Annotated in this window: 5 protein-coding genes, 1 tRNA gene and 1 pseudogene; 4 read left to right on the forward strand and 3 right to left on the reverse strand. The window is 58.2% G+C overall.

The window, feature by feature from the left end:
* Positions 1-26 precede the first annotated feature (26 nt).
* A tRNA-Ile gene (locus NKI18_RS33140) sits at positions 27-102 on the forward strand.
* Positions 103-219: 117 nt separating this feature from the next.
* Here the strand turns inward: NKI18_RS33140 and NKI18_RS33145 are convergent.
* The 3 genes from NKI18_RS33145 to NKI18_RS33155 all read right to left on the reverse strand — a co-directional run bounded on the left by NKI18_RS33145 (position 220) and on the right by NKI18_RS33155 (position 1979).
* Positions 220-1410 (reverse strand): tyrosine-type recombinase/integrase, encoded by a 1191-nt coding sequence (locus NKI18_RS33145; RefSeq protein ID WP_352622559.1) that lies wholly within the window; start codon positions 1408-1410, stop codon positions 220-222.
* A complete protein-coding gene (locus NKI18_RS33150; protein ID WP_352622561.1) occupies positions 1410-1661 on the reverse strand; it encodes a helix-turn-helix domain-containing protein in 252 nt (83 codons plus the stop codon). Before NKI18_RS33150 ends, NKI18_RS33145 begins: the two co-directional genes overlap by 1 nt.
* 66 nt (positions 1662-1727) lie before the next feature.
* Positions 1728-1979, reverse strand: a complete 252-nt coding sequence (locus NKI18_RS33155) for a hypothetical protein (protein WP_031212899.1) — start codon at positions 1977-1979, stop codon at positions 1728-1730.
* Between the two features lie 293 nt (positions 1980-2272).
* Here NKI18_RS33155 and NKI18_RS33160 point away from each other — a divergent pair.
* The 3 genes and pseudogenes from NKI18_RS33160 to NKI18_RS33170 form a co-directional block, all read left to right on the forward strand.
* Positions 2273-2728: pseudogene (locus NKI18_RS33160) on the forward strand (IS1 family transposase); the annotation flags it as partial.
* 55 nt (positions 2729-2783) lie between these two features.
* Complete coding sequence (locus tag NKI18_RS33165) at positions 2784-3263, forward strand: hypothetical protein (protein WP_352622563.1); 480 nt, start codon at positions 2784-2786, stop codon at positions 3261-3263.
* 147 nt (positions 3264-3410) lie between these two features.
* Positions 3411-5723, forward strand: coding sequence for an AAA family ATPase (locus NKI18_RS33170; protein WP_353022047.1), 2313 nt, complete (start codon positions 3411-3413; stop codon positions 5721-5723).
* The last annotated feature ends 42 nt before the right edge of the window (positions 5724-5765 follow it).

Genomic DNA, 5765 nt, shown 5'->3' on the forward strand with positions numbered 1-5765 from the left:
GGGAAAAACACTAATCCAGCGCCGTGGGGCCTGTAGCTCAATGGTTAGAGCCGGCGGCTCATAACCGCTTGGTTGGGGGTTCGAGTCCCTCCGGGCCCACCATGACCATTGATTTTGTTTATAAAAAGTGGCCTCGGCCCAAAACGTTTTGGGCCCGTTATGGGCCCAACAAAAAGGGCGGCCGATAGGCCACCCTGCATGTGGTCGGTTTGAAACCGCTCATTTGATGACGCGCAGCGGTGTCCGTTGCTTCATGGCGTCGCGTTTGGCCTCCCGCTCGTTAATGGCGCGGGCGATATCGACAGCCATCCGTTTCTTATTGGCCTCTCGCACATACTCGTCTGTTACCGTCATTGAAGAATGCCCCATCGCCTCCATGATAGCGCGCGCTTGGATGTTGCATTCGGCGAGATACGTACCGAAGGTACGGCGCAGCCCGTGCAGGGTGTAGCCCTCCGGGATGCCGGCTTGCTTGTTCCAATGCGCCATCATGCCGGTGAGGCTCTTTTCGGAGAACGGACGCCCATAGCCGTTCTTCAATACCGTGCCACCCTTAGAGCGATCTAGTGGCACTAAAGCTTGCGCCAGCTTGTCCACAACAGGGATGAACATCTCGCGCCCGCCATGACGGTTACGATTTTTCTGCTGTCGGAAGTCGAAGGCTTCGATTGTTTCCAAGGAGCCATCGAACAATTCGATCTCCTCGAAGACCAAATCGTCCCACTCCAGTGAGGCGATATCGCCGCGTCGGTTGCCGAGCCAGAAACCGAGCGCATAGCAGGTGCGCGGCGCTGAGCCGATTGGATGGTGCGCCTCGAACTTTTCACGAATGGCGATCGGCCAGGCGGGATTGGCAGTCGATTTTGGAATGCGGACGCGGATCGACAGCGAGGGATCGTCCTGCGGTTTGATCCATTTCTCAACTTCGATCGCCACCCACAGGAGCTTCTTGATTGCCACCAGCAGTTGCTTGGCAACCGTCCGGTTGGTGGCAAAGACACTTTCGATAATCGCACGCAGATGGTCGGCATCGAGATGTTCCACCGGCGTGTTGCGCCAAGTCAGCGGATAGGCAGGATCGACCTGCATCTGAAGGAAGCGCTCAATAAGCCGAGCATTCTTCTGCTGCGTCGCTTCGTCGAAGTCCAGCCATTCCATCGTCGCTTCAAGTCGGCGCGCAGCATGACCAAATGTCTTTGGCAACGCCCGACCGGGCAAGTCAATGATGACGGCCTTTTGACCTTGGCCTTGCGTTGCCTGTTCATAGGCGGCTTCGAACTCAGGATCGCCTGGTCCGCCAGGAAGCCGAATTTCGGGCATTCCTTTGCCGCGATAGCGATAGACGAGCTTTCCGTTCTTGATGCGCGACGAAACGCCGGGGTAGCGGATATCTTTGAATGGCCTGGCCATTAAATCTCCCTTTGAGTTTTCCGCTGCCGTTGCTCAACAGGCGGGGAATCCTCCAGCATTGCCTGAAGCGAAAGGGTCTTGCTTTCTATAGCAACGCGCAGGAGTACCGGGTAATGGAAGCCCCGACCTTGCTCTATGCCTTCAAAAGTGCGTTTCGGTATTCCCAAGACCTTGGCTGCACTCTCGGCGGTGAATCCTCCCTTCGCCCGCCAGGCTTTCACTTCTCGCGCGAGCTTTTCATTGTCGTTCACGTCATCTCATCCGCTCAGGCGATGACTGTACTACGCCTGCAGCGTATACGCAGTGTGCGTAGTTGCTTATCTCCTTGTCGGCTCTCGTTTGCTCCGCTCCAATAGTTGTTGGAGACCATTGTCTTTGTCTGGCAGGGCGGAGAAAGCGATATCGAGCGCCACACGATCCCAGATCGCGCGACTGTTGACGTGCTTAGGCCTCGGCATGCGGCCGTCAGCAACCATGTCGTCGAATAGTGTCGATCCGACGCCGACATAGCGCGCTGCTTCCTCACGAGAGAGGCCGCGGGGCGGGTACGAAAGCGCGTCACTCTTCATAGACGCGGCCTCGAGAACGTCGGTACTGAAACAGCACAACGATATCAAATCCAGGCGGTTGACTGTTTCGACAAGCCTCGGTCCCGGTAAACGGGGCCATATTGCACTCGGCACAACAAATCCACATCCCGCACATCCGGTAATGAAGAGACCGTGTTGCCCAAGATAAGAGATGTTGCGTGGTGCGGAAGCTGCTTGGCCGGCTCGTTCGGGAAAGGCGAGTAGCGACGTGCAAATCGGACAGGGTAAGATGCGGCAGAATGTTTCGGTGCTGACGTCGGGGGTTCAAGTCGCTAGAGGCTGTTGAAGGTGCGTTCGGCGGCGATATCGACTATGCCATGCTGATCAAGCTCTATGGCACTTCGCCTGACAGCGCCAAGGGCCGCTATAGCCCCGCCGAATGCACTGGCGCGCGGAAAGAACGGATCGAAGGAAATCCTGACATCAAGCATGTCAGCACGTCATTTGCGGAACGCCAGAACCTGACCATGCGGATGCACATGCGCCGCTTCACTCGCCTGACCAATGGCTTTTCCAAGAAGGTGGAGGCTCACGCCAATGCGGTGGCGTTGCATTTCATGTACTACAATTTTGTTCGCATCCATGCCACGTTGCGCATGACGCCTGCGATGGCCACTGGCGTCACTGACAAGCTTTGGGAGATTGGTGACATCGTTGCGCTGATCGAAGCGAGAGAAGCCGAGAAACCGGCTATTCGCGGCCCTTACAAAAAGAGCCTTTCAAGCTAGCCGTCGCCTTCGGACGTTGGCTCATACTGCTTAGCGGAACGCATGGGAGGGAAGGATGCGTGTCACAAGCCTGTTTTTCCTATTAGCCGGTCTCACGATGCCAATTGCAGCCTTCGCTCAAGGCGAAGTATCGGTCGAACGAGGGTTGCAGGTATCAATCATCGGCGGGTGTCACGATTGCCATACCGAAGGCTACCGGGAAACAGAAGGCAAGATTGATCCTGAAAAGGCTTTAATGGGCAACTCGGTCGGTTGGCGCGGTCCTTGGGGCACGACCTATGCGACCAATCTTCGGATAGATGCTTCGGTAATGACCGAGCGTGGATTTGTAGGGATGCTGAAGCGCATTAGAACGTCTCCACCGATGCCTTGGTACAATCTTCGAGCGATGGAGGAGAGCGATATGCAATCGCTCTATCAATACATTAGGTCGCTCGGCAAACACGGGAAGCCGGCCCCCAGTCGCATTCGCCCTGATAAGGAACCGACGACGCCATACGTTCAACTTGTGCCACCCCAAATGCCGAAGAACTGACAAATATGCCCAGAGCTGAGCGAAGAACGGCGCCCCGGCAAAAAGCGCAGCGTCAGATTTCAAACTGACCCACTACCCGGAATTCTCTTCACTAGACATCCGGCTCCCGTTTGAGGACTATTGGTCCAATCGGGCTGCGATACGTCCATGAATTTAGGGAAATGGCTGCAGAGCCTCGGTCTTGTTCAATATGAAGCTTCGTTCCGTGAGAACGGGATAGACAGCGAAGTGCTGCCTGACCTTACGGACGCCGACCTGGAAAAGATCGGCGTGCTTCTCGGGCATCGCAAGCGGTTGTTGAAGGCAATCGAACGCCTTGGTGCGCGGCAATTGGAACCCGAGCCCATAGAGCCGACGACGCCGCATGTCGACACAGCTGAGCGACGTCAGATTACAGTTATGTTCTGCGATCTCGTCGGCTCGACGCAAATGTCGACACGGCTGGATCCGGAGGAGATGCGCAACGTACTGCGCGCTTACCAAGAAGCCTGCTCCGTCATCATCGCCCGGTACGGGGGGGTTGTTGCGAAGTTCATGGGTGACGGCGTGTTGGCCTATTTCGGCTATCCGCTTGCCCATGAAGACGACGCGGAGCGTTCCGTGCGTGCCGCTCTGGAGATCGTAGCTGCGGTTGCCACGATTGAAACGGCGGCAGCAGGCACACTCCAGGCGCGCGTCGGAATTGCGACTGGCCTGGTGGTGGTGGGGGACGTGATCGGCCATGGTGCATCGCGCGAGCATGCGGTGGTCGGCGATACGCCGAATCTCGCGGCCCGGCTTCAGGGTCTGGCGAACGCAGGCCGCATCGTCATCGCGTCTTCGACGCGCCTACTACTTGGCGAGGTATTCGAGCTCAAGGCCCTGGGCGTCCACGTCATCAAAGGCTTTGATGCTCCGGTTTCGGCCTGGGAGGTCCTCCGCGAGACGGAGAACGTCAATCGGTTCGAGGCGTCCCGGTCGAACGCGCCCCTGGTGGGACGTGATCAGGAAGTGGCGTTGCTTGCCGACCGCTGGAGCGACGCGTGCGGGGGGGAAGGCCAAGTAGTGTTGCTGACCGGCGAGGCAGGCATCGGCAAGTCACGCCTGTTGGAGGCACTGCGCGAACGGATCGTGGGTCAACCTTATGGCCTTGTGCGTTACCAGTGTTCTCCGCACCATCGCAACGTCTCGATGTATCCGGTCGTCCGACAGATATCATCTTCGCTGGGTCTTAGGTCCGGCGAGCCGCCGACAGCGCAAATCGAAAGGCTCGAAGCTTTAATCGCCCGCTCGGGCCTCGGTGGCCGGGGCGTCGCATCCTATCTCGCCTCGCTTCTGTCGATCTCGACCGAGGGACACTTTCAGGACCTCGGAGTAGTGCCGAGCGAGGCAAAGGAGCAGACGATTGCCGCGTTGATTGAGCTGTTCGCCGGGCTGACGCGAGAGGCGCCCGTGTTTGCCGTGCTGGAGGACGCGCACTGGATAGACCCCACCTCGCTGGATTTCTTCAGCGCCATCGTCGAGCGAGTACCGGGATTGCGGGCGCTGTTGATAGTGACCTCTCGCCCGGAGTTTACAAATCCCTGGGTCGGTCAAGGCCATGTGACAGGGCTGGCGCTCAACCGATTCGGACGGCGTCACGCTGCAGCCATGATCGATCGCATCACCGGCGGCAAGGAGATTCCTGCAGAAGTGCAAAGCGCGATAATCTCTAAGACTGACGGCGTTCCCTTATTCGTTGAGGAGCTGACCAAGGCGGTCCTTGAATCGGGGCAACTGCGCGAGCAAAGCCAGTGTTTTGTGCTGGCCGCGCCGTTGACGGCACTGGCGATTCCATCGACGCTGCAGGACTCCCTAATGGCGCGGTTGGATAGGCTCGGGTCGATCCGGGAAATCGCACAGATTGGCGCGGCGATCGGCCGGGAGTTTTCGTACCGTCTGCTGGAAGCGATCTCGCCGATTACCGGAACCGCGCTTAAGGAGGCGTTACACAAACTGGTCGAGTCGGAGCTGGTATTCTCTCGCGCCGCCATAGGTGACACGATCTATGTTTTCAAACACGCGCTCGTGCAGGATGCAGCCCACAACTCGCTGCTTCGCTCCCGCAGACAGCGCATCCATGCGGACATCGCCCGGTCAATTGTCGAGCGCTTTGCTGATAGCAGCGAATCCGCGCCGGCGGTGATCGCCCATCACTACACTGAGGCGGGACTCTCGGAGCCGGCGGCGCACTATTGGCTGACTGCTGCGGAATTGGCCCTGTCGCGGTCAGCTCTTGCCGAGGCCACTCAGCACACCGGGGCCGGATTGACGGCAGCCCGGCAAATCGAAGACGAGCAGGTGCGTCGACCACTTGAACTGGCTCTATTGGTCGCCCGCGCCAACTCGCTGCTGCCGTTCCAGGAAACAGTTGCGGCGTTGACTAGAGCGGTTCCTGATTTGACGGAATCGAAGGGGATTCCGGATCAGTCGGTTTTGTGATTCAAGATGCTGGCTGGAGTGGAGGCCAGCATCGGATGACGC

This window comes from Mesorhizobium sp. M0800, from assembly GCF_040320095.1.
GTDB lineage: Bacteria > Pseudomonadota > Alphaproteobacteria > Rhizobiales > Rhizobiaceae > Mesorhizobium.